The sequence below is a fragment of the Aliiroseovarius sp. Z3 genome, assembly GCF_029105185.1.
In the GTDB taxonomy this organism is placed as follows: domain Bacteria; phylum Pseudomonadota; class Alphaproteobacteria; order Rhodobacterales; family Rhodobacteraceae; genus Aliiroseovarius.
In genome coordinates this window covers 109,548-131,309 of the sequence record NZ_JAFMZK010000007.1, presented here as the reverse complement: position 1 = coordinate 131,309, position 21,762 = coordinate 109,548, and the positions used below count along the sequence as shown (strand labels likewise).

At 61.5% G+C, this 21,762-nt stretch carries 21 protein-coding genes and 1 riboswitch; of the genes, 12 read left to right on the top strand and 9 right to left on the bottom strand.

Annotation, left to right across the window (positions count from 1 at the left end; translation table 11 throughout):
• Positions 1–63: 63 nt before the first annotated feature.
• Positions 64–804, bottom strand: a complete 741-nt coding sequence (locus J3R80_RS13430; RefSeq protein WP_275394296.1) for a cell cycle transcriptional regulator TrcR — start codon at positions 802–804, stop codon at positions 64–66.
• A 148-nt stretch (positions 805–952) separates the two neighbouring features.
• On the opposite strand from J3R80_RS13430, the gene J3R80_RS13425 reads away from it, so the two are divergent.
• Together J3R80_RS13425 and J3R80_RS13420 are read left to right on the top strand one after the other, a co-directional pair.
• A complete protein-coding gene (locus J3R80_RS13425) occupies positions 953–1,594 on the top strand; it encodes a ribonuclease T2 (RefSeq protein WP_275394295.1) in 642 nt (213 codons plus the stop codon).
• Between the two features lie 79 nt (positions 1,595–1,673).
• Entirely contained in the window at positions 1,674–2,198 is a 525-nt protein-coding gene (locus tag J3R80_RS13420; protein WP_275394294.1) for a hypothetical protein, read from the top strand.
• A gap of 107 nt (positions 2,199–2,305) precedes the next feature.
• Here J3R80_RS13420 and J3R80_RS13415 read toward each other — a convergent pair whose 3' ends face one another.
• A complete protein-coding gene (locus J3R80_RS13415; RefSeq protein ID WP_275394293.1) occupies positions 2,306–3,292 on the bottom strand; it encodes an NAD(P)H-quinone oxidoreductase in 987 nt (328 codons plus the stop codon).
• Positions 3,285–3,989: a COQ9 family protein gene (locus J3R80_RS13410; protein ID WP_275394292.1), complete on the bottom strand. Its 705-nt coding sequence runs from the start codon at positions 3,987–3,989 to the stop codon at positions 3,285–3,287. Before J3R80_RS13410 ends, J3R80_RS13415 begins: the two co-directional genes overlap by 8 nt.
• 108 nt (positions 3,990–4,097) lie before the next feature.
• On the opposite strand from J3R80_RS13410, the gene rpsU reads away from it, so the two are divergent.
• Positions 4,098–4,304 (top strand): 30S ribosomal protein S21, encoded by a 207-nt coding sequence (gene rpsU, locus J3R80_RS13405; RefSeq protein WP_091427324.1) that lies wholly within the window; start codon positions 4,098–4,100, stop codon positions 4,302–4,304.
• Between the two features lie 102 nt (positions 4,305–4,406).
• Here the strand turns inward: rpsU and J3R80_RS13400 are convergent, their stop codons facing one another.
• Positions 4,407–5,324, bottom strand: a complete 918-nt coding sequence (locus tag J3R80_RS13400; protein ID WP_275394291.1) for an ornithine cyclodeaminase — start codon at positions 5,322–5,324, stop codon at positions 4,407–4,409.
• On the bottom strand, positions 5,321–5,962 hold the full coding sequence (locus J3R80_RS13395; protein WP_275394290.1) for an HAD family phosphatase: 642 nt from the start codon (positions 5,960–5,962) through the stop codon (positions 5,321–5,323). The genes J3R80_RS13400 and J3R80_RS13395 overlap by 4 nt, the downstream gene beginning before the upstream one ends.
• Positions 5,963–6,144: 182 nt before the next feature.
• On the opposite strand from J3R80_RS13395, the gene J3R80_RS13390 reads away from it, so the two are divergent.
• Genes J3R80_RS13390 through J3R80_RS13375 form a run of 4 tightly spaced genes read left to right on the top strand, consistent with a single transcriptional unit; the run spans position 6,145 to position 9,604 of the window.
• Positions 6,145–6,516: a DUF1636 domain-containing protein gene (locus J3R80_RS13390; protein ID WP_275394289.1), complete on the top strand. Its 372-nt coding sequence runs from the start codon at positions 6,145–6,147 to the stop codon at positions 6,514–6,516.
• The gene (locus tag J3R80_RS13385; protein WP_275394288.1) at positions 6,513–7,460 is read left to right on the top strand and encodes a threonine-phosphate decarboxylase; all 948 of its coding nucleotides are present in this window, start codon (positions 6,513–6,515) and stop codon (positions 7,458–7,460) included. The genes J3R80_RS13390 and J3R80_RS13385 overlap by 4 nt, the downstream gene beginning before the upstream one ends.
• Entirely contained in the window at positions 7,457–8,374 is a 918-nt protein-coding gene (gene cbiB, locus J3R80_RS13380; RefSeq protein WP_275394287.1) for an adenosylcobinamide-phosphate synthase CbiB, read from the top strand. The genes J3R80_RS13385 and cbiB overlap by 4 nt, the downstream gene beginning before the upstream one ends.
• A gap of 45 nt (positions 8,375–8,419) precedes the next feature.
• The gene (locus tag J3R80_RS13375) at positions 8,420–9,604 is read left to right on the top strand and encodes a lytic murein transglycosylase (RefSeq protein ID WP_275394286.1); all 1,185 of its coding nucleotides are present in this window, start codon (positions 8,420–8,422) and stop codon (positions 9,602–9,604) included.
• Between the two features lie 33 nt (positions 9,605–9,637).
• On the opposite strand, the gene J3R80_RS13370 is transcribed toward J3R80_RS13375, so the two are convergent.
• A complete protein-coding gene (locus J3R80_RS13370; protein WP_275394285.1) occupies positions 9,638–10,105 on the bottom strand; it encodes a YbjN domain-containing protein in 468 nt (155 codons plus the stop codon).
• A gap of 63 nt (positions 10,106–10,168) precedes the next feature.
• A complete protein-coding gene (smc, locus tag J3R80_RS13365) occupies positions 10,169–13,624 on the bottom strand; it encodes a chromosome segregation protein SMC (protein WP_275394284.1) in 3,456 nt (1,151 codons plus the stop codon).
• A 202-nt stretch (positions 13,625–13,826) separates the two neighbouring features.
• Positions 13,827–14,028, top strand: a riboswitch (cobalamin riboswitch).
• A gap of 31 nt (positions 14,029–14,059) precedes the next feature.
• On the opposite strand from smc, the gene cobW reads away from it, so the two are divergent.
• Both cobW and J3R80_RS13355 read left to right on the top strand, forming a co-directional pair.
• Complete coding sequence (cobW, locus tag J3R80_RS13360) at positions 14,060–15,148, top strand: cobalamin biosynthesis protein CobW (protein WP_275394283.1); 1,089 nt, start codon at positions 14,060–14,062, stop codon at positions 15,146–15,148.
• Entirely contained in the window at positions 15,145–15,597 is a 453-nt protein-coding gene (locus J3R80_RS13355) for a GNAT family N-acetyltransferase (protein ID WP_275394282.1), read from the top strand. The genes cobW and J3R80_RS13355 overlap by 4 nt, the downstream gene beginning before the upstream one ends.
• A 7-nt stretch (positions 15,598–15,604) precedes the next feature.
• Here J3R80_RS13355 and J3R80_RS13350 read toward each other — a convergent pair whose 3' ends face one another.
• Positions 15,605–15,769 carry a hypothetical protein gene (locus J3R80_RS13350; RefSeq protein ID WP_275394281.1) on the bottom strand — a complete coding sequence of 55 codons (165 nt, stop codon included), beginning with the start codon at positions 15,767–15,769 and terminating at the stop codon, positions 15,605–15,607.
• A 64-nt stretch (positions 15,770–15,833) separates the two neighbouring features.
• Between J3R80_RS13350 and cobN the strand changes: the two genes are divergently transcribed.
• Both cobN and J3R80_RS13340 read left to right on the top strand, forming a co-directional pair.
• A complete protein-coding gene (gene cobN, locus J3R80_RS13345) occupies positions 15,834–19,529 on the top strand; it encodes a cobaltochelatase subunit CobN (protein WP_275394280.1) in 3,696 nt (1,231 codons plus the stop codon).
• Complete coding sequence (locus tag J3R80_RS13340; protein WP_275394279.1) at positions 19,526–19,999, top strand: GNAT family N-acetyltransferase; 474 nt, start codon at positions 19,526–19,528, stop codon at positions 19,997–19,999. Before cobN ends, J3R80_RS13340 begins: the two co-directional genes overlap by 4 nt.
• On the opposite strand, the gene J3R80_RS13335 is transcribed toward J3R80_RS13340, so the two are convergent.
• Entirely contained in the window at positions 19,996–20,310 is a 315-nt protein-coding gene (locus J3R80_RS13335; RefSeq protein WP_275394278.1) for a hypothetical protein, read from the bottom strand. The genes J3R80_RS13340 and J3R80_RS13335 overlap by 4 nt on opposite strands.
• A 161-nt stretch (positions 20,311–20,471) precedes the next feature.
• Here J3R80_RS13335 and J3R80_RS13330 point away from each other — a divergent pair, with 161 nt between their 5' ends.
• Positions 20,472–21,677, top strand: coding sequence for a hypothetical protein (locus J3R80_RS13330; protein WP_275394277.1), 1,206 nt, complete (start codon positions 20,472–20,474; stop codon positions 21,675–21,677).
• Positions 21,678–21,762 lie beyond the last annotated feature (85 nt).

Sequence of the window (21,762 nt, the reverse complement as noted above, 5' to 3'; positions counted from 1 at the left end):
AAAAGTGCAGCCCACAAAAAAAGCCCCGGCGCCGGGCCGGGGCTTCGCTCAATCCAGATCGGATCAATTGTCGTCGTCGTCATCGCTGTCCGGCAAATTGAAGAAACTGTCCGCGTCGGGCAATGCTTCTTCTTTTTCGTCGTCTGGCGCGCCTGACAGAGTAAACGTCTCAAGCCCTTCGATGGCGCTGGGGATCTTCGGCTCTGGGTCCATGCCAAGGCTCTGCTCGGTCGAAACCAGCTTGCGGCGTTCGTCATCCGACATTACGCCACCTTCCTTGGCTTTCTTGGCAGCGGCCTTCTGAACCGCAAGATCCAGCTCGCTTTGTTTGCACAGGCCCAAGGCAACCGGGTCAATCGGTTCCATGTTCTGGATATTCCAGTGGGTGCGTTCGCGGATCGACTGGATGGTCGGCTTGGTGGTGCCCACCAGCTTGGCGATCTGGCTGTCGGCCAATTCCGGGTGGAACTTCACCAGCCACAGGATCGAATTCGGACGGTCCTGACGCTTGGACAGCGGGGTATAGCGCGGCCCGCGGCGTTTTTCTTCACCAGCGGCAGCGGCATAGAATTTTTGCTTCAGCTTGTGCAGCGGGTCCTTCTCGGCCTTGTCGATCTCTTCTTGATCCAACTGGTTGTTGGCCACGGGATCGAAGCCCTTGACGCCGGTGGCGACATCGCCATCCGCAATGCCCTGCACTTCCAGCTCGTGCAGACCACAGAAATCCGCGATCTGCTTGAAGCTGATCGTCGTGTTGTCCACCAGCCAAACAGCGGTGGCTTTTGCCATGATCAGTTTGCTCATCTGAACACTCCTTCGAAACTGACCCCGGATACAACTTTCCCGCGCCCTGGCTGGGCTGCCTGTGTCGCGTGGACTTTCTCAGGCGGGTTTCCGTTGTCGGGGAACTTGGGGTCTATATAAGGGGGAAGAAGGCAAGAGGGAAGGCAAAATGCGACAACTGCTTTTGGGCGGCATACTCTGGCTGTTCGCCGCGGTCTCGGCATGGGCCGATGGCGAGGCGGCAGGTGACTTCGACTACTACGTTCTGGCGCTCAGCTGGTCGCCCAACTGGTGCGCCGTCGAAGGCGACGCGCGCGGGTCCGAACAATGCGACCCCGACCGCGATCTGGGCTGGGTCGTGCACGGGTTGTGGCCGCAATACGAAGACGGCTGGCCAAGCTATTGCCGCACATCGGCGCGCGCGCCATCCCGCAGCCTGACCAACGCGCAGGCGGATATTTTCGGCGCAGGCGGGGCGGCCTGGTATCAGTGGAAAAAGCACGGCGTCTGCGCGGGGTTGGAGGCCGAGGACTACTATGCCCTTGCCCGACAGGCGTTCAACATGGTGAACCGGCCCGAGGTGCTGCGCAAACTGACCTCCCCTGTCCGCCTGCCCGCGTCGGTGGTCGAGGAAGCGTTCCTGCAAGCCAATCCTGACTGGAAACCCGACATGCTGACCATCACCTGCCGCGCCGACCGCATACAAGAGGCCCGCCTGTGCCTGACCCGCGACCTTGAACCCCGCATCTGCGCCCGCGACGTGCGCACGGACTGCCGGGCGGGGAAGGCGTTGCTGGAACCGGTGAGATGAGGTCATGGTGTTCGGTTTGCCATCATGTCTATCAGCAAAAAGATTCGGGAGCATAAATTTCCAAAAGGAGTTGGTTTACATGATTAGAGTTTTTGGATTGTTCTTGGCTGTTTCTGGCGGACCGGCAATGGCGGACCTTCAATCCTGCAAAGACCTTTTTGCAGCCGCCCCCCAAGTCTTGAGCGATCTGAACGAGGGCGAATCCCACATCCATGAAGATGAGAACCCCGGCCTTGGTTATTCGATCAGTTTTGTTGATCCTTCGTCAAAGTTTACGGTGTTCTTTTATGACTATGAAAAGGAGACCATATCGGCTGAAACGGCACTTGCCAGTTTCAAGCAATCCGCCCGAGATATGCGCGACAAAATGGCCAAGGACGGTTCGGGGCCGAGTGAATTCGAGACATACGAGTTAACAGAACAGCCACAACTTTTTCGTTTGAGAGCTGAAGCCGTGTCACAAGATGGCGTATCACAGCTTCTGGCGTTGGGTGTTGTCAACGATTGTATCGTCAAAGTTCGGTTTACCGCGAAGTTTGCTATGGACGAAGCGAAGGTTTGGATGAGCGTCTTTCTCGAGTATCTGAACAAGGGTTTTGGGTAGACTCAATCCTTGGCCCAAGGGCACACAACAGACTGGAAGGCCCGATGAAGGCGCTTTCTGAGGAAGTCACCTGTGTAAACACAAGTGGCTCGCTATAAAGGCCAACCCTACGCCCCAACCTCCAACACGATCTTCCCGATATGCTGGCCGGTCTCCATCCGTGCATGCGCCTTGGCGGCGTCCTCCAGCAGGAAGGTCTGGTCCATCACCGGGGCGACGCGGCCTGCATCCAGCAGCGGCCAGACCTTGTCAGCCAGTTCCTCGGCGATGCGGGCTTTGGCAAGGTCGGATTGCGGGCGCAGGGTTGATCCTGTGACGGTTAGGCGTTTGGCCATGATCATGGCGAAGTTGACCTCGGCCTTGGGGCCGGACAGGAAGGCGATGTGGACCATGCGACCTTCGACGGCGAGGGCCTTGATGTTGCGCGCGATATAGTCGCCGCCCACCATGTCGAGGATCAGGTTTGGCCCGCCTTCGGGCTTCATCACCTCAACAAAATCTTCGTCTTTGTAGTTGATCGCTCGCTCAGCCCCCAGATCGGTGCAAACGGCGCATTTTTCGTCTGATCCGGCGGTGGTGAAAACCCGCGCACCGAAGGCGTTGGCAAGCTGGATCGCGGTCGTGCCGATGCCGGAACTGCCGCCATGAACCAAGAACCGCTCGCCCGCCCGCAGCCCACCGCGCATGAAGACGTTCGACCAGACGGTGAAGAAGGTTTCGGGCAGGCAGGCGGCCTGTTTCATACCCATGCCGTCGGGCACGCGCAGGGCGTGGGCGGCAGGGGTGGTTACATATTCGGCATAACCACCGCCGGGCAGAAGGGCGCAAACCTTGTCGCCCACGGCCCATTCGGTGACGCCTTCGCCCAGCGCCGCAACCTCGCCCGAGGCTTCAAGGCCGGGCAGGGGGCTGGCGGTCGGGGGCGGGGCATAGCTTCCCGCCCGTTGCAGCGCGTCGGGGCGGTTCACCCCCGCAAAGGCCACGCGGATCAGGATGTCGCCGGGGCCGGGTGTCGGGATCGGTTGTTCTGAGAGTTTCAAAACCTCGGGCCCGCCGGGCTTCGTAATCTCGATTGCGCGCATGGTTTTAGTCATTCTTGCCCCCAGCCTTGTTGTCTGTGTCTTCCGGTTCCCAGCGGCCGGGATAATTCGGGTTCGGTCCGCCCGGCGCCTTGATCGTATCCAGTATCTTGCCCGGCCCGGACATGAAGGCCTTGTAAAGTGCGGTCTCTCGGGCCTGACCCTTGATCTTCTCGATCTTCATCACATCGTCGATCCGGCGGTCAAGGAACGCCCATGTCGCCGCGTGCCCCTCGCTGTCATCGCCCAGCCAGAACAGCACGACGGACGAATAGACCGCCGACAGTGTGGCGCGTTTCGTATACCAGTTCAGATCGGTCGAGCTGTCGCCCAATGTCTCCCAGATCAACCCGCAGGTCTGCCACAGCGCAGCCGCCCCGTCGCCCGCGTTCTGGGGCAGCGCAAAGAACGCCATGCCCTTGCGCACCAGTTCCTTGTCAGCGACTTCCAGCCGATACCGCACGCCTGCCGCGATCTTGTCGCGAAACCGCATGTTGTCCAGATCGGCCGTGGTCAGGCGGGCCACCATATCCTCGTCCCCCTTGCGGTGATAGGCCAGCGCAAGGTCCAGCGCGCCACGCGGAAACATGGCGCGGGCCTCGGCCTCGGTCAGGTCGCAATCCTGCGCGGCGGCGGCCAGGGTCGCATCGCTCCACCCGTCGAAGGGGACGTGGGCAATGGCGGCTTCCAGCATTTTCTCTTTCTCGATCATATGTGGGCCTCGTGTGTGAGGGTGAACTGGACAAATGCGGTCATGAGTGTTAGATGAGCGCTTCCTGCAATTCTGCAAACTCTAACTTAGAAAGGTGGTGACAACCACATGCAGGTTTCGGTTCGCGATAACAACGTAGACCAGGCGCTTCGTGCGCTGAAGAAGAAACTTCAGCGTGAAGGTGTCTTCCGCGAAATGAAGCTTCGGCAACATTTCGAGAAGCCCTCCGAGAAGAAAGCGCGCGAGAAGGCTGAAGCGATTCGCCGTCAGCGCAAGCTGGCTCGGAAAAAAGCGCAACGCGAAGGCATGATGTAAATCACGCCCAAGTGTTTCGGTGAGTGGGTTGTCAACCGCTCGCCATGACGACCCCCGCAGCCTGGCTTCGGGGGTTTGTTGTTTCTGGGGGATACTGCGGGCCTACTGTACGGCCCGCCATGCTTCAAGAATATACCGGCTGGTCATCAGGTCCAGATGCGCGCCGCCGCCGTTTTTATACAGCGTGATGTCATCGGGTTGTCGGGTGAACACGCCGTCCTTCTGGTCATAAAGATCCCCCACCACGTCATCGCGGGCAATCACGCCGCGCGTCAGCGGGTCTTTGAATTCACCGATATGGTCCAACACCGTGTCGCGGCTGTCCATGAACAAGCGAGCGCGGGTCAGGGCGGTATCGTCCGCCTCGCGCATGTCGGGTCGATAGGCGCCGATCAGGTCCAGATGCTGGCCCGGTTGCAACCACTCCCCTTTGATCAGCGGGTCGGTGGTCATGGTGGCCGAGGTGATGATGTCGGCCTGCGCCACACCATCGGCAAGCGAACTGACGGCTTCGGTCTTGTCACACTCCGAGGCGAATTTCTTGGCGCCGTCAGGGCTGCGGTTCCAGATCAGGAACCGGGCATCGGGAAACAACGCGCCATAGGCTTCACGCAGGTTGCGCCCCACCGTGCCTGCGCCGACAATCAGGATCACCTTGCTGTTGGGCCGTGCCAGCAGTCGCGCGCCCAGCACACTGTCACCGGCGGTTTTCCACTTGGTGACCAGATGGAAATCCACAATGGCATCAAGCAGGCCGGTCACATCGTCATAAAGGTTCACCGCGCCATGGATCATCGGCTCGCCCCGTGCCGGATTGCCCGGCATGATGTTGGCGGTCTTGACCGCAATGCCCAACCCGTCGATCCAGGCGGACCGGGTCAGCATCGTGTCATCGCCCCGATACAGGAAGGTATCGCCGATCTCGGCTTTCGGGCGGGTGTGACCCTGCAAGATTGCATCGGTCAGCGCGCGCCAATCCAGCAGAGTTTCGGCATCGAAGGGGATCATGGCAGGGGTCATAGGTCGGCCTTGTCTATCAGCCCGCAAGCGATCAGGTGATCGGCCCAGTTGCGTGGCGCAGTGAAGTGGTGGGTTTGCCAACCGCGCTTTGCGGCGGCGGCGATGTTTTCAGTACGGTCGTCGACGAACAGAAGCGTTTGCGGATCGTGTCCGCAATCGGCCTCGACCATCTGGTAAATCTGCTCATCGGGTTTCGCCACGCCCATGTGGCCCGACAGGTATCGGCGGTCGAAATCTGACAGGAACTCGAATTTCTCTTCGGCCAGAACAAACGGTTCCCGACCGAAGTTCGACAAGGCGAAAACGGGAATGTTGCGGCGCTTCAACGCTTTCAACGTCTGAACAGACAAGTCGATGGCAGGCTGTGCCATCTCAAGCCAGCGGTCGTGCCACCAGCGGATTTCATCGCGATAGGCCGGGTTCTGCTCGGCAAAATCATAGATGACCTGCTGAAATGCCTCGCCCCGGTCGACCCGGTCGTTCATTGCGTGCAAATCCACGGTGGCGAACATCTGTCGACGGCGCTCGGCCCCGATCCACTGGTCATACAGATCTTCCGGTTGCCATCGGATCAATACGTTTCCGATGTCAAACACGACAGCGCCGATGGTTGGGGCAGATGCAGTTTCCTTGATCATGCCCAGACCCTAACGAAGCCAGATCACGGCGCAAGCAGGTTTGCACCCGGGTTTGTGCGGGTCGCCCACTGCGCTGCTGCTTCATTCCGGCGAATGCCGCATTGCGTCGGCCCGATGCCGCATCCGCCATTGTGTTTCGCATGATTTTCCGGTTCAAACCCCGACAGGACAAGGAGCGCGACATGACCACCTGGATCACGATCTGTGACACCTGCAAACGCGAAGATTGGGATGCAGCCCGCAACCCTCTGACCGACGGCGAGGTGCTGGCCGCGCTGATCGAAGAGCGCGCATCGGGGACAGAAGTCAAAACACGTCGGGTGTCGTGCCTGATGGGATGTGACAACAGCTGCAACGTCGCCATTCAGGCAGAGGGCAAGCTTGCCTATACGCTGGGCAAGTTCGACCCAACCGACGAGGCCGCTCAGGGTGTCGTCGATTATGCGAAAGCCCATGCAGAAAGCGCGTCTGGTCAGGTGCCCTATCGCGAGTGGCCGCAGGCGGTGAAAGGGCATTTCGTAACCCGCCACATGCCGTTGCCTGACAGCGAATGACCCAGACGGCCCCGATACGCGACCACGGTGGCGGGCTGGATGCCGCCATGGCCCGATATGGTGGGTCGCGTTCCGATTGGCTGGACCTGTCGACGGGGATCAACCCCGCGCCCTATCCCGTGGGCACTTTGCCGGATCACACATGGGCGACCCTGCCGGATCAGGCTGCGTTCGAACGGCTTGAGCGCGCCGCGCGGCGGTTCTGGTCGGTGCCCGATGGTGCGGCGGTTCTGGCTGCCCCCGGCGCCTCGGCCCTGATCGCGCGAATCCCGAGCTTGCGCGGCGCAGGTCGGGCCGTGATCCCCGGCCCGACATACAATGAACACGCCGCCGCCTTTCGCGCGCAGGGATGGGCCATTGCCGAGGATGGCAGCGGTGACGCCCGCGTGATGGTGCATCCGAACAACCCTGACGGCCATCTGTGGACGCAGCCAGACTTTGATCAGCCCCTCACAGTGATTGATGAAAGTTTTTGCGACGTCACGCCGGACGCCAGCCATGTTCAGGCCGCAACGAAACCCGGTGTCCTGATCCTGAAGAGCTTTGGAAAGTTCTGGGGGTTGGCGGGGGTGCGGCTTGGCTTTGTCATCGGTGACCCCGTACTGATTGCCCGACTGCGTGAAACCATCGGCCCCTGGCAGGTGTCCGGCCCTGCACTGTCCATTGGGGCGCGGGCTTTGGGAGATCTGGACTGGGCCAAGGATACCCGGACCCGACTTGCCACCGATGCCGCGCGGCTGGACCTGTTGATGACCGGCAAAGGTGCCGCACCGATCGGGGGGGCGACGCTGTTTCGGCTATATGATGTCGACGACGCAGCGTCCTGGCAGCAACGTTTGGCCAATCAACACATCTGGTCGCGTATCTTTCCGTATTCCGACAGGTGGCTGAGGCTGGGACTGCCGCCCGCCCACGGATGGCCGCAGCTGGAGCGTTCGCTGTGAGCGCCCCCCTGATCCTTGCTCTGGCCCTGCTTCTGGATGCCCTGTTCGGTGAACCAGAGTGGCTTTGGAAACATGTGCCACACCCGGCTGTCCTGATGGGGCGTGCAATCGGATGGCTGGACGAGACGTTCAACAAGGGTGACAAGCAGATGGCGCATGGGGCCTTGGGCCTCATGGCGTTTTGTCTGATCGCGGCCATGATCGGTTGGGTCATCGCAGATCTGTCTTTCGGCGGCGTGCTCGAGGTGATCGTGGTCGCCATCCTGCTGGCGCAGAAATCGCTGGCACAGCATGTGCAGGCGGTGGCGGATTCGCTGCGGCAGTCAGTGGAACAAGGGCGCAGCGCAGTCAGCCAGATCGTCGGGCGGGACACGGCGCAGATGGACGGCCCAGCCATTTCGCGCAGTGCCATCGAAAGTGCGGCGGAAAACTTCTCGGACGGCTTGGTTGCGCCTGCCTTCTGGTTTCTTGTTGCGGGGCTTCCGGGCATCCTGATCTACAAGCTCGTGAATACGGCGGACAGCATGATCGGCTATCGCACCCCGCGCCACGAGGCGTTCGGCAAGTTTGCCGCCCGGCTGGACGATGTGATGAACTGGATACCCGCACGGTTGTCCGCGCTGCTGTTCATGATCAGCCGACGGGCTTGGGCGGCTTGGCGTGTGATCCGTCGCGATGGGCCCTTACACCGGTCTCCGAATGCTGGTTGGCCCGAGGCCGCAATGGCCGCGACGTTGGGTGTGGCTCTGTCCGGCCCACGATCCTATGAGGGGGAAATGCGGGACTTTCCTTGGGTCAATGCATCGGGCGCGCGCGACATTGGCCCGAAGGAGATTGACCAATCTGTCGATCTGTTGTGGTCCGGTTGGTTGCTGATGTTCGGATTTGTGATGCTGCTTGTGGTTGTCACCTAAGGCTATTCAGGTAACCTGCCGCCAAGTTCCAAACGAGGTTGCACCATGCCCAAGATCCCGACCGCCGCCGCAATGGCGATTATTCTCAGCGCCGCGCCGACCTATGCCCAGCTTGTGAAATGTGGCGGCGGGTTCAACAGTTTCACCGCCGCGATGAAGGCCGAAGCGATCAATCGCGGGCATTCACAATCCACGGTCGACGCCTTCTTCGCATCTGTCCGGCACGATCCCGCGACGATCAAGGCCGACCGGGCACAGGGAATATTTCAGAGACCCTTCATAGATTTCTCGCGCCGCCTGATCAGCAGCGACCGGATGGCGCGGGGCAAATCAATGATGAAAAAATACGCCAGCGTCTTTGACAGGATGGAACAGACCTATGGCGTCAGCCGGGGTGTCCTGACGGCGTTCTGGGCCTTTGAAACCGACTATGGTGCGGTGCAGGGGGACTTCAACACGCTGAACTCGCTCATGTCACTGTCGCATGACTGCCGCCGCCCCGAACTGTTCCAACCGCAGGTCTTTGCCGCGCTCGAGCTGTTTGAACGCGGCAACTTCAACCCCAGAACCTCGAAAGGGGCGTGGGCAGGGGAAATCGGCATGGTGCAGATGTTGCCCGGCGACATTATCGAAGCGGGCGTGGACGCCGATGGCAACGGCACGGTTGATCTGCGCACGTCGCCCGCTGATGCGCTGCTGTCGGGGGCGAATATGCTGCGCAGACTGGGCTGGCGTGCGGGCGAGCCGTGGTTGCAAGAGGTAACCGTTCCCAAAGACCTTGATTGGTCGAAAACCGGGCTGAACAGCAGACTCAGCGTTGCAGAATGGGCGGGTCTTGGTGTGTCGCCACGGCACGGATCGCTGGGGCCGTCTGACCTGCAGGCGTCGATCCTTCTGCCGCAGGGGCGCAAAGGGCCAGCCTTTATCGCCTATCCGAATTTCAACGTGTATTTCGAATGGAACAAAAGCTTCGTCTACGTGACAACCGCCGCCTATTTCGCTACGCGGCTGGAAGGGGCACCGGTGTATAATGCTGGCAATCCCGATCCGGCTTTCACCGGCCAGCAGATGAAGGCGCTTCAGAAAAAGCTGCAGGCGCGGGGGCATGATGTGGGCAAAGTCGATGGCATTCTGGGCGCAATGACCCGCGCTGCGGTCCAGAAAGAGCAGGTCAGGCTTGGCTTGCCCGCCGACGCATGGCCCACGGCGAAGTTACTGAACGCATTGTAGTTTCACATCACGACACAGGCGCCGGTTGGCCGGTCAGGAAAGCTGGGCTTCGAAGCTTTTGACAAGTTCGGTCCAGATATCGAACATTTCGTCGAAGTCACCTGAATCGACACCGGCATTTCCGGTATAGATATCGTATTCCAGCTTCTTCCGACCGTCGGCATCTTGGTAAACACGACCATAGCGCTGGTCAGCATTCCAAGTGTTCATCGCTTCGGGCGAAATCTCGTTCTCGGCCGTGTAGCCAGCATAGAACTGAAGGGAATTGCAGTTGATGTTGTCCGAGCAGCCATAAAAGAAGACGACGAACGTCGTGCCGTAATATTGAAGCTCGATCATGGGGTCGCCCACGCTGTCTTCGGTCAACGTGGCAGGAGCGCCAATATCTTGAAAATAGGCAAGCACGGTTTGAGGATCAGACGCCTTGATCGGTTCGGCATAGGTTGCGGTTGCCAGACTTGTTGCAAGCGCCGCAGATGCTGCAAGCATTTGAAAATTCATAATATTGCTCCTGAAACGTTTTGCTGACCCTAAAAGAGATTATCGTGTCGCGCAATGGATCGCTTAAGCCACCAGGGCTTCGGCTTTCTTCAGATCGACACTGACCAACTGGCTCACGCCCATCTCGGCCATGGTGACACCGAACAGACGATCCATCCGCGCCATGGTGACGGCATGGTGCGTGATGATCAGGAACCGCGTGTCGGTGCGGCGGGTCATTTCGTCCAGCAGATCACAGAACCGGGTGACATTGGCGTCGTCCAAAGGCGCGTCGACCTCGTCCAACACGCAAATCGGGGCCGGGTTGGCCAGGAACACAGCAAAGATCAGCGCCAGCGCGGTCAAGGTCTGCTCGCCGCCTGACAACAGGCTGAGCGTCGACAGTTTTTTGCCCGGTGGCTGGCACATGATTTCAAGCCCGGCTTCCAGCGGATCGTCGCTTTCGACCAGCACCAGCTTTGCTTCGCCGCCACCAAACAGATGGGTGAACAGGTTGCCAAAGCTGGCATTCACCTGCTCGAACGCGGTCAAAAGACGCTCGCGCCCTTCTTTGTTCAGACTGGCAATACCCGCGCGCAGCTTCTTGATCGCCTCTTCCAGATCGGTCTTTTCCTTGAGAAGCGTGTCATGCTCTTCCTGAACCTCTTTTGCGTCTTCCTCGGCGCGCAGGTTCACCGCGCCCAAGGCATCGCGCTGGCGTTTCAGGCGGTTCACGTCATGTTCGATCTGTTCAGACGACGGCATTTTCTCGGGGTCGGCATCCAGACTTTCCAGAAGTGCGTCCGGTGTGGTCTCCATGTCTTCGGCGATCCGCTCGGCGGCATGGGTGACGGTTTCGCGGGCAGCCTCGGCGCGGGCTTCGGCGCGGGCGCGCGCTTCGCGGGCTTCACCCGCCGCGCGTTCAGCATCGCGTTCGGCGGTGGTGGCCTCACGCTCTGCGGTTTCCGCCTCGGCCAGCGTGTCGGCGGCGGCTTTGCGCCGCGTTTCGGCTTCGCCGATCGCGTCTGCCAATTCGTCCCGTTTGGCCGCCAATGCATCCGGCGCGGCGCTGGCTTCGCCCAGTTCCGTCTCGCTCTCGGACTTGCGCGCTTCCAGCTCGGCTATTCGTTTGCCCGCCGTTTCAAGGCGATGCTTCCAGCCCGAGATCTCCTTGGTGATCTCCTGGCTTCTGCGGGTCCGGGCCTCACCCTCGCGCCGCAATTCATCGTGGGCCGAGCGTTTGGTCATCATCGTCATGCGTGCGGCTTCCACCGCCATCTTGACGTCTTCCACCTGCCCGCGTGCGGCATCCAGATCACCCAGATCGGCCACCCCACGTTCAGCCTCGACCAACCTCTGGCGTGCGCCCATGGTTTCTTCTTCATGGCGGCTCAGCGCCATGCCAAGGTTTTCCAACTTGCCGCCAGCAATGTTCCGGTCCGCTTCGGCGCGCGACAGGGCGCGGTTCGCGTCTGCCATGGCGCGGTCGGCGTCGCGGCGCACATCCCGTGCCTGCTTGTCGGCCTCGGTCGTTTCAACCAGACGCGCCTTTAGCGTTTCATGTGCAGACCGCGCGCCATCAGCCCGGGCAGAAGCATCTTCCAGATCCTGTTTCAGCTCTTGCAACCGGTTCAGTTGTTCAAGACGCAGAGCGGCAGTCGACGGCTGATCTTCCGCACCGGCGCGGAACCCATCCCAGCGCCACAGATCCCCTTCCATCGAGACCAGGCGTTGACCGGGTTTCAACTTGGCTTGCAGGCCTGCGGCATCTTCGGTTTTGACCAGGCCAATCTGGCTCATCCGGCGGGCCAGCACCTCTGGCACGGTCACATAGTTTGACAGGGCGCTGACACCGTCGGGCAGCGATTGTGCCTGCGCATAGGCTGGCAGCGAAGCCCAGCCTGACGGCGCATCCCCATCTATCGCGGGCGCGCGCAAGTCATCAGCCAAGGCCGCGCCAAGCGCCTTTTCGTATCCCGGTTTCACCCGCAGATCGTCCAGCACCTGCCCACCTTCGGACGCGTCGCGCTCCACCAATCGTGCAAGCGCCTGCACTTCAGCGTGCAGGGCATTCACTTCACCCTCCGCCGCGGATCTGGCGGCGCGGGCGTCAGCTTCGCGGGCCTGAGCATCCGCACGGGCATCATCGGCCGCAGCCAAGGCAGCTTCGGCATCTTCGGCCGCTTTGGCAGCGGTCGCTTCTGCGGCCTTTGCGGTCTCGTAATCTGCTCCGGCTTTGTCGAGCGCGGTCTTTGCATCATCCATCGCGGTGCGGGCGCGGTCCGCCTCGCCTTCGCTTTTTTCAAGCGATTTGCGGCTGTCGTCCAACAGGCGATGTGCCGATTGGTGACGCGCGGCCAGACGGGCAACGTCTTCGGTCAGTTGCGATAAATCGCCTTCGCGCTCCTGCAAGATCGCCGCGCTGTCGCGGGCCTCAGTGCTGGCGGCATCCAGCGCGGCCTCATGCCCGTCGGATGCTTTCGCGATCTGCGCTTGCTCCCATTCCAGCCGTTCGATCGTCTCGCCCGCATCCTTGTTCAGCCCGCTTTCCCGCTCCGTATCACGTGTCAGCTGCTCAATGCGGGCGGTCAGCGTTTCGATACGCTGCCGGGCCTGTGCCTCTTGGTCTGATAACTGGTCACGCTGCACCTGAAGGCGCTGCAAAATCGCGGCAGCGACGGCTTCTTCTTCCCGCAAGGGTGGCAGGCGGTCCTCGGCCTCTTGCCGGGCTTTGGTCGCAGTCCGCGATGCCCCTTCGGCCGCCGCCGCGGCCTTCACGCGTTCGGTCAGTTGGGCTTCTGCCTCTGCACGGGCGGCATCGGCTTCTTTCCAGCGGCGGTATAACAGCAGCCCCTCAGCGCGGCGCAGATCATCCCCAATGGTGCGATAGCGCGCGGCTTGGCGGGCCTGTCGTGCCAACTGCCCCAGTTGTGAAGCGAGCTGTTCGATCACGTCGTCAACACGCGCCAGATTCGTCTCGGTGCCCTTCAGCTTCAACTCGGCCTCGTGTCGCCGCTGATACAGACCTGAAATTCCCGCAGCTTCTTCCAGAATACGGCGCCGCGCCTTGGGTTTGGCGTTGATCAGTTCTGAAATCTGCCCCTGCCGCACCAGCGCGGGCGAATGCGCCCCGGTCGAGGCATCGGCGAACAGCATCTGCACGTCTCGCGCGCGCACATCCTTGGTGTTGACCTTATAGGCCGACCCCGCGTCGCGCGTGATCCGGCGCACGATCTCAAGGTTGTCGTTGTCGTTGAAGCCGGACGGGGCCAAGCGTTCGCTGTTGTCCAGCAGCAGCGCAACCTCGGCAAAATTCCGGGCAGGCCGGGTCGAGGCACCGGCGAAGATCACATCCTCCATCCCGCCGCCGCGCATGGCCGTCGGGCGGTTTTCGCCCATCACCCAGCGCAGGGCTTCCAGAAGGTTTGACTTGCCGCAGCCGTTCGGCCCGACAACACCCGTCAGCCCGTCCGCGATCACCAGATCGGTCGGGTCCACGAAGCTTTTGAAGCCATTCAGTCGGAGTTTCGAAAACCGCAAGCGGTCTGCCTCATCATTGATTCTTCTTGAAGACAGAGTTTTCCGGGGGATTGGGGGCGAGTCAACGGCAGTCGTCGATATATGGATGCAATTGGCGGGTTATCCACAAGATATTGCATTCCGCTGTGGGGCTTGGTCGCTCAATTGCCGCCAAACCCGCCGATCGGGTCGGTTTCCGTCTTGACCCCGCCAAGCCCCGCGCGGCAAACAAGTCCGGCATGGTTCCCATTGGGACAAAAGGGAATGCAGCGGAGGCGACCCAATCCGGGGCCTGATGCTGCAGCCGCCCCCGCGACTGTAAGCGGAGAGCACCTGCACGATGCCACTGGTCTGATCTGACTGGGAAGGCGGCAGGCGCTTCGACCCGCGAAGCCAGGAGACCTGCCATGCAAGAACGCAACCCACCCGTCGGGGAGACGGAGTTTGGAGGACAAGATGCAAGCAAAGATACCGGCCACCGTTGTCACGGGCTTTCTGGGCGCGGGCAAGACCACGCTGATCCGCCACATGCTGGACAACGCAAACGGCAAACGCATCGCGCTGATCATCAACGAGTTTGGTGATTTGGGCGTGGATGGGGACATCCTCAAAGGCTGCGGGGACGAGACCTGCTCGGACGACGATATCATGGAGCTGTCGAACGGCTGCATCTGCTGCACCGTGGCCGAGGATTTCATCCCGACGTTGGAAAAGCTGCTGGACCGTGACCTGCCGCCCGATCATATCGTGATCGAAACCTCGGGGCTTGCGCTGCCGCAACCGTTGGTCCGCGCCTTTCAGTGGCCTGAAATCTCGACCCGTGTGACCGTCGATGGCGTTGTCACCGTGGTGGACGGAAAGGCCGTCGCAGACGGACAATTCGCGTCGAACCTTGCCGCTGTCGAAGCGCAGCGCAAGATGGACGACAACCTTGACCACGAAACCCCGCTGTCTGAACTGTTCGCCGATCAGGTGGCCTGCGCCGATATGATCGTCGTGAACAAATCCGACCTGCTGGGCGAGGACGAGGCCGAAACGCTGGTGGGCAAATTGTCGGGTGAGGCGCGTCAGGGCGTGCAGGTCGTGCGCACGTCAATGGGCGCACTGCCGGTTGAGGTTCTGTTGGGGCAGGGTGTCGGTGCCGAAGACGATATGGCCGCGCGCCACGAGGTGCATCATCACCACCATGACGACGATGATCACCATGACGACGACCATGATGACCATCACGATGATGATCATCGCCATCACGATCACGACCATGATGCGTTCGAAAGCTTCGTGGTCACGCGGGCCGAGGTGCCCGATCCGGCAGCCTTTGCCGAACAGGTCGCCCAGACGATCCGCGACCATAACATCCTGCGCCTGAAAGGGTTTGCCGCCGTGTCGGGCAAGCCGATGCGTCTGACCCTGCAAGCCGTTGGTCCGCGTGTCGACACCTATTACGATCAGCCCTTTGGCGCGCAGCCGCGCGAAACCCGTCTGGTGGTGATCGGTCAGTCCGGTCTGGATCGCGCCGCCATCGAAAAGGCCTTGGTGGCATGACCATCGACGTGACCCTCGGTGATCCCCGCGATCCGGGGGCCACGGCTTTGCTCAGGCAAAGTCATGCGTTGATGGAAGAACTGTTCCCGCCCGAGGATAACTTCTTCCTCGATATCGACCAGCTTTGCGTGCCTGAAATCTCTTTCTTCGTGGCGCGCAAGGACGGGCAGGTGCTGGGCACCGGCGCACTGGCCGACAAGGGCAGCTATGGCGAGGTGAAGTCGATGTTCGTCGCACCCGATGCGCGGGGCAAGGGCGTGGGCGAGGCGTTGCTGGCACAGCTCGAAGCGACGGCGCGGCAGAAGGGGTTTGCCGCCCTGAAGCTGGAAACGGGCAACGTGCTTCACGCCGCGCACCGTCTTTACCAGCGTGCGGGGTTCGACCTGTGTGGCCCGTTCGGGGATTATCCTGAAGCCAACAGCTCGATCTTCATGGAGAAGGCGTTGTGATCCGCGCTTACCCTTTCCGGGCCTTTTCCGCCGCCGCCTTCATCCGCGCCAAAAGGGCGGTCTTGTCGTCCTTGCGGTTCAGCGGGTTCTTCTCGGTGCCGCGGGCATTATGCTCGGAATGGCGCGGGGCGCCCTTGGCGGGTTTCGGCGCGCCGGCTGCTTTGTAATCCATGGGTCTACCTTGATCGGGCAACTGTTTGTCCGATCACTTACCACCAATTCGCAAGGGACGCGATATGCATCTTCTGGCAGCCACACCTGGTTCGATAGACGACGGAAAGGAACCCGTCGATCTGGGGCAGACGCCGTCTGACGTCGTATTCATCTCGGCGGCGGATACGGAACTGGCCGGGTTGGCACAGGCGCGGGCCGAGATGGACAATCCCCCCGGTCTGCGTCTGGCCAACATGATGCATCTGGCGCACCCCATGTCGGTTGACCTGCATATCGACAATTGCGCGACCAAGTCGCGTCTGGTGATCGCCCGCGTGCTGGGCGGCGTCGGGTATTGGAAATACGGGGCCGAACAATATGCCGCACATCTGCGCGCGGCGGGTGTGCCGCTGGTCCTGCTGCCCGGCGATGACAAGCCGGATGCCGAGCTGCGGGCGCTGTCCATGGTGTCCGACGAAGACTACGATGCACTTTGGGCCTATCTGGTCGAAGGCGGGCCGGAAAACGCGGTCGGGTTCCTGAATTACACCCGCGCCATGCTGGACGGTGGCGACAGGCCCGAAGCCGCGCGCCCTTTGCTGCGGGCTGGTGTCTATTGGCCCGGTGCCGGGGTGGCCGATCTGAATACAGCGCGGGCCGACTGGACCGATGGCGCCCCGATCGTGCCCATCGTCTTTTATCGCGCGCTGGTGCAGGGTGCGGGGTTGAACCCGATCAACCGTCTTGTGCGGGCGTTGCTCCGGCAGGGGTTGAACCCGCTACCTGTGTTCGTCGCATCGCTGAAAGACCCGGTCTCGGTAGCGACGATGGAGCATTTGTTCACCGAGGCCGCCCCTTCGGTGATCCTGAACTGCACGTCCTTCGCGGTGGGATCGCCGCATGAGGGCGAGCAGGCGCAATCTGCAAACCCCTTCCAGATGCCGTGGTGCCAAGCTGCGCCTGTCTTTCAGGTTGTCCTTGCCGGGTCGAGCGAGGAGGCATGGGCCGAAGGTCTGACCGGCCTGTCCGCCCGCGACATCGCGATGAACGTGGCGCTGCCCGAAGTGGACGGGCGCATCCTGTCCCGCGCGATCAGCTTCAAGGGCGAGGCGTTCTTTGACGACGCCACCGAATGCCCCATCGCCACCTATCGCGCGCGCGGCGACCGGGTGCAATTCGTGGCCGAACTGGCGGCAAGCTGGGCTAGGCTGCGGGGGGCAGAGGCGAAGGACCGGCGCGTTGCGCTGATCATGGCGAACTATCCCAACAAAGATGGGCGGCTGGCCAATGGGGTGGGGCTGGACACGCCCGCCGCCGTGGTGCATGCGCTGGGTTTGCTTGATACCAACGGTTATCGCGTCACCAACCGGCCTGCCGCCAGCGATGACCTGATGCAGGCGGTGATGAAAGGGCCGACCAACTGGCTGACCGACCGGGCCGCACGCACGGGTGGTGTGACCCTGTCGATGGCGGATTACCAGATCAGCTATGGCCAACTGCCATGGGCGCTGCGCGAGGCGATTGAAACCCGTTGGGGTAGGCCAGAAAAAGACCCGTTCTACACCGCCGGAGAGGTTGATTGCGGGTCATTTGCGCTTTCGGTTCTGGAATATGGAAATGTGGTTGTCGGGGTGCAGCCCGCGCGGGGCTACAACATCGACCCGACCGACACCTATCACAGCCCTGACCTTGTGCCGCCGCACAACTACCTCGCCTTCTATTTCTGGCTGCGCCACACCTTCGGGGCGCACGCAATTGTGCATATGGGCAAGCACGGGAACCTTGAATGGCTGCCGGGGAAATCCGTGGCATTGTCTGGCGAATGCTGGCCCGAGGCCGTGCTCGGCCCGGTGCCCCATATCTATCCCTTCATCGTCAACGATCCGGGCGAGGGCACGCAGGCCAAACGCCGGGCGCAGGCGGTCATCATCGACCACCTGACGCCGCCGCTTACACGCGCCGAGACCTATGGGCCGCTGCGTGATCTGGAGGCACTGGTGGACGAATATTACGAGGCGGCAGGCGTGGATCCGCGCCGCATCGACCACCTGCGGCGTGAAATTCTGACCCTGACGTCGGCCACCGGGCTGGATCTTGATGTGGGCATGTCGGGCGAGGACGAGGAGCAAGACCTTGCCAAGCTCGACGCCTATCTGTGCGAGTTGAAAGAAGCGCAAATCCGCGATGGGTTGCACATCTTCGGGCAGTCCCCAACCGGTCGCTTGGAACGCGATCTGGTGCAGGCGCTGGTGCGTGTGCCGCGTGGCACAGGGAAGGGGGGCGATGCGTCGTTGGTCCGGGCCTTGGCGCAGGATCTGGGTCTGGCCTTCGACCCGCTGGATTGCGATATGGCCGCGCCGTGGGATGGCCCACGGCCCGAGGCGCTGACCGGCGATGGCGCATGGCGCAGCCATGGCGACACGGTTGAGCGGCTGGAAGAGTGCGCGGGCCGCATTCTGGACGGCAACGCCCCGACTCCCGGCCCGGCCAGTGCCGAGGTTCTGGCCGAGGTTGACGCCCGCGTGCGCCCCAATGTGGCAGCCTGCGGGCCGGGCGAAGAAACGGGGCTTCTGACCGCTCTTGCCGGACAGTTCGTCGCCCCGGCGCCGTCTGGCGCGCCGACCCGTGGGCGACTGGACACATTGCCCACCGGGCGCAACTTTTATTCCGTCGACAGCCGCGCTGTGCCGACCCCGACCGCATGGGCGCTGGGCTGGAAATCGGCCAGCCTGCTGATCGACAAGCATCTGCAAACCCATGGCGACTGGCCGCGTGCCATGCTGGTCACGGCATGGGGCACCGCGAATATGCGGACCGGCGGGGATGACATTGCACAGGCATTGGCGTTGATGGGTGTGAAGCCGAAATGGGACAGCGCCAACCGCCGCGTGACCGGGTTCGAGGTCATCCCGGCCACCGCCCTTGGCCGCCCGCGCGTCGATGTGACCTTGCGCGTGTCAGGCTTTTTTCGCGACGCCTTTCCGCAACTTATTGCGCTGGTCGACAGCGCCGCCCGCGCGGTGCAGGCGCTGGACGAACCTGATGATGTGAACCCCGCCGCCGCCCGTGCGCGGGCAGGCGAGGCTGCACACAGGGTCTATGGTTCGAAACCCGGCGCGTATGGGGCGGGGCTTCAGGCGATGATCGACGAACGGCTCTGGGCGGACAAGGCCGACCTTGCCGATGCCTATCTGGAATGGGGCGGCTATGCCTATGGCGCAGGCAGCGAAGGCACCCGCGACCGCGACGGGTTCGAGGCGCGGCTGGGCCAGGTCGAAGCCATCGTACAGAATCAGGACAACCGCGAGCACGATCTTCTGGACAGCGATGATTATTACCAGTTCGAAGGCGGTGCTGCCGCTGCCGTGTCGACCCTACAAGGGCGCGACCGTCCGATCTATCACAACGACCATTCCCGCCCGGAGCGCCCGGTCATTCGCACGCTGGATGATGAGATTGGGCGCGTCGTGCGGTCGCGTGTTGTAAACCCGAAATGGATCGATGGGGTGAAGCGTCATGGCTACAAGGGCGCGTTCGAGATCGCGGCGACCGTCGATTACCTGTTCGCCTTCGCCGCCACCACCGGTGCCGTGAAAGGCCACCATTTCGATTTGGTTTACACCGCCTTCATCGACGATGACGACACGCGGGAATTCATCGAGGACCACAATGCGCCTGCTTTGAAGGAAATCGCCGAACGCCTGATCGAGGCGATGGAGCGCGGGCTTTGGATGCCCCGATCAAACTCGGCGCGCGCACGGCTGGATGCGCTCAGATGAAACCCCGTCGAGTATCGCCCGACGAAGACATGGCGCCGATCCTTGCGCTTCTTCACCGCGCATTTGCCGGGATGGACGGGCGTATTGATCCACCCAGTTCGCTGCACCGTCTGACGCCTGAAGGGATCGCCGATCAGGTCCGAACCGGAGAGGTGTGGGTGATTGACGGCGCCGCTTGTGTGTTCCTGACACCCCAACCTGACGCAACGCCGCCCTCGCTTTATGTGGGAAAGCTCGCGGTGGATCCGTCTGCGCAGGGGCGGGGGCTGGCCCGTGCACTGATGACGCTCGCCGAACAGCGCGCCGCCGATCTGGGTCTGTCGCGTCTGGTGCTGCAAACGCGGATCGAGCTGGTTGAAAACCACGCGATCTTCGAAAAGCTTGGCTTCGTGAAAACCGCCGAAACCGCGCATGAGGGGTTCGAGCGTCCCACCTCATACCGTTTTGAAAAGAGCCTGCGCGGCGGCTAGCTGCAATCAATCTCGGCCCGTTGGATCGTCTGATCGCCCGACAGGGATCCTTCGACGACCTTGCATCCGGTCGCCTGCTCAATCGCGATTTCAGCGCGGGCAAGGATGACGGGGATGCGCGGCAAGGCTTCGAAACTTGTGCGATAGACCTCGACCCAGTTTTCACGCCGGTGGATTGAGAAGGTTGAACCTTCGACCGTCGCCTTTCTGACAGAGGTATCTGCCGACATGAATTGCGGGCTGGGGCTGTCACAGGCGGTGGTGAACAGGCCGGTTGCAAGAATGGCAGCGCAGGAACGGATGGATTTCACAATGTCTCTCCTGTTTATGGGCAGGTTGCGCGGCCTTGGTTAACAATTGGTTAAAACAGATGCGGTCACAGGTGCGACAACGTGTTCGCGGCTTTCACTTGCCTTGCAGGACGCCAATCTCTATTAATATTCACAAATATGAATATGAATGGAGAAATCCAATGCAACCCAATCGCCCTGCGGACAAATATTCTCCGCTTTATTTCCTGGCCTCGGTCGGGGCTGGTGGCCTGTCGGTCACGTTTTTCATGTATCTGATGTTCTGGGTGCCGCATCCGGGGCAGCCGGTGCCGGTGTTTGAAGACATCATGGCCGCCTTCACCACCGGATCGGCTGGTATGAAGGCCGCCATCATCGCGGCGTGGCTTGGTATTGCCGTGATGGTGTTTCTGAACCTGAAATACCTGATCTGGAACCTGAAAAGCTTCTCGGCTTTCCGCAAGACCGAGGCTTATACCACCCTCAAGAACTCAAACGCCGAAACGACCATTCTTGCCATGCCGCTTGCCCTGGCGATGAGCGTGAATGGCATGTTCGTTGCCGGTCTGGTCTTCGTGCCCAAGCTGTGGCTGATCGTCGAGTATCTGTTCCCGTTTGCCATGGCGGCGTTTCTGGCCATCGGTGTTCTGGCGCTGATCTATATCGGGGACTTCCTGGGGCGCGTGCTGACCAAGGGCGGCGTGTTCGATGTCACGGCACATAACAGCTTTGCCCAAATGCTGCCGGCCTTCGCCCTTGCCATGACAGCTGTCGGCTTCTCGGCCCCAGCGGCGATGAGCACGAACACCGTGGTTGTCGGCGTGTCGCTGGTCGGCTCGACCTTCTTCGGCATCGCCGCAATCATCTATGCGGCGCTGGCACTGTTCACCGCTTTCAATTCGATGCTGCACTACGGCACCTCGAAAGAGACCGCGCCGACCCTTCTGATCATCATCCCCCTGATGACCATCCTTGGCATCATGGCGCTGCGTCAGGATCACGGCCTGCACGCCACGTTCGAAGTGCACGGCTCGGCCGGGGAAACCATGATCTTCCTTGCTCGTCTGATTGCCATTCAGGTTCTGTTCGGCCTGCTGGGGCTGGTGATGCTGGCCCGCCATGGGTACTGGAAAAGCTATGTATTCGGCAACGAAACCTCGCCCGGCTCCTATGCCTTGGTGTGCCCCGGCGTGGCCCTGTCGGTGCTGTTGCACTTCTTCATCAACTCGGGTCTGGTAAAGGCGGGCGTTCTGGACAAGTTCTCGGTCATGTATTGGGTGATCACAGCCATCGCCATCGCCTTCCAGTTCGCCATGGTCGCCCTTGTGGTTCGCCTGAACAGACAGCATTTCGGGCGCGCGACGCCACAGGTGGTTCCGGCCGAGTGATCTGATCCCTGCCGAAAAAAGAGAGGGCGCGCCTGAAACGGTGCGCCCTCTCTTGCATCTGGGCCTCATGACCCGCACAGTGATG

Coding starts and splice junctions, on each gene's coding strand:
- J3R80_RS13395 (WP_275394290.1), bottom strand. CDS start 5,962: ATGATCAAGGAAACTGCATCTGCCCCAACCATCGGCGCTGTCGTGTTT.
- J3R80_RS13370 (WP_275394285.1), bottom strand. CDS start 10,105: ATGAATTTTCAAATGCTTGCAGCATCTGCGGCGCTTGCAACAAGTCTG.
- J3R80_RS13400 (WP_275394291.1), bottom strand. CDS start 5,324: ATGACCCCTGCCATGATCCCCTTCGATGCCGAAACTCTGCTGGATTGG.
- J3R80_RS13425 (WP_275394295.1), top strand. CDS start 953: ATGCGACAACTGCTTTTGGGCGGCATACTCTGGCTGTTCGCCGCGGTC.
- J3R80_RS13410 (WP_275394292.1), bottom strand. CDS start 3,989: ATGATCGAGAAAGAGAAAATGCTGGAAGCCGCCATTGCCCACGTCCCC.
- J3R80_RS13390 (WP_275394289.1), top strand. CDS start 6,145: ATGACCACCTGGATCACGATCTGTGACACCTGCAAACGCGAAGATTGG.
- J3R80_RS13355 (WP_275394282.1), top strand. CDS start 15,145: ATGACCATCGACGTGACCCTCGGTGATCCCCGCGATCCGGGGGCCACG.
- J3R80_RS13330 (WP_275394277.1), top strand. CDS start 20,472: ATGCAACCCAATCGCCCTGCGGACAAATATTCTCCGCTTTATTTCCTG.
- J3R80_RS13430 (WP_275394296.1), bottom strand. CDS start 804: ATGAGCAAACTGATCATGGCAAAAGCCACCGCTGTTTGGCTGGTGGAC.
- cobW (WP_275394283.1), top strand. CDS start 14,060: ATGCAAGCAAAGATACCGGCCACCGTTGTCACGGGCTTTCTGGGCGCG.
- J3R80_RS13350 (WP_275394281.1), bottom strand. CDS start 15,769: ATGGATTACAAAGCAGCCGGCGCGCCGAAACCCGCCAAGGGCGCCCCG.
- J3R80_RS13415 (WP_275394293.1), bottom strand. CDS start 3,292: ATGACTAAAACCATGCGCGCAATCGAGATTACGAAGCCCGGCGGGCCC.
- J3R80_RS13340 (WP_275394279.1), top strand. CDS start 19,526: ATGAAACCCCGTCGAGTATCGCCCGACGAAGACATGGCGCCGATCCTT.
- J3R80_RS13420 (WP_275394294.1), top strand. CDS start 1,674: ATGATTAGAGTTTTTGGATTGTTCTTGGCTGTTTCTGGCGGACCGGCA.
- cobN (WP_275394280.1), top strand. CDS start 15,834: ATGCATCTTCTGGCAGCCACACCTGGTTCGATAGACGACGGAAAGGAA.
- J3R80_RS13385 (WP_275394288.1), top strand. CDS start 6,513: ATGACCCAGACGGCCCCGATACGCGACCACGGTGGCGGGCTGGATGCC.
- rpsU (WP_091427324.1), top strand. CDS start 4,098: ATGCAGGTTTCGGTTCGCGATAACAACGTAGACCAGGCGCTTCGTGCG.
- J3R80_RS13375 (WP_275394286.1), top strand. CDS start 8,420: ATGCCCAAGATCCCGACCGCCGCCGCAATGGCGATTATTCTCAGCGCC.